This is a genomic window from Neisseria sp. HMSC056A03, assembly GCF_001815685.1.
In the GTDB taxonomy this organism is placed as follows: domain Bacteria; phylum Pseudomonadota; class Gammaproteobacteria; order Burkholderiales; family Neisseriaceae; genus Neisseria; species Neisseria subflava.
In genome coordinates this window covers 1-441 of the sequence record NZ_KV821576.1, presented here as the reverse complement: position 1 = coordinate 441, position 441 = coordinate 1, and the positions used below count along the sequence as shown (strand labels likewise).

The window sequence follows — 441 nt, the reverse complement described above, 5'->3', positions numbered from 1 at the left end:
AAATCGTAAGTTACTGATTATTAAGTAAACTTTTTTATTGACTTATATCGTAGCTACGGTATAATAACAACATCGAAACACAAAACGAAGGACAAAATGACAGACCCAAAGAAAAAAGCAAACACTAAATACGAAGCAAAGCGAATCTCAAAACGCGTTTCTTTCAACACTGAAACAGAAAAAGACCTATTAGAAAAAGCCGAAAAAATACAGGACTTTTCAAAATGGGTAAAATCCAAAATAAAGGAAATTTAAAATGGAACTTAATTTAACTTTGAATGAACAAGCATATTTTAATAACTCAGCAACCGGAACTTGGAAAGATACAGCATACACAGCAAAAGGAACTGTAAACGGATTACCCTGCCAAATATGGTGGGAAAACATAAATCCTGAAGCCGAAGACGAATCAGATTGCTGCGATTGGGGAAATCCATACTT

General features: G+C 33.8%; 2 protein-coding genes. Both read left to right on the top strand.

What is annotated here, in order from left to right:
- The first annotated feature begins 96 nt into the window (after nucleotides 1-96).
- Nucleotides 97-255 (top strand): hypothetical protein, encoded by a 159-nt coding sequence (locus HMPREF3052_RS11705; RefSeq protein ID WP_168165933.1) that lies wholly within the window; start codon nucleotides 97-99, stop codon nucleotides 253-255.
- Between the two features lies 1 nt (nucleotide 256).
- Nucleotides 257-441 (top strand): hypothetical protein (locus HMPREF3052_RS00315; RefSeq protein WP_210399493.1); only part of this gene is annotated, 185 nt, incomplete at its 3' end.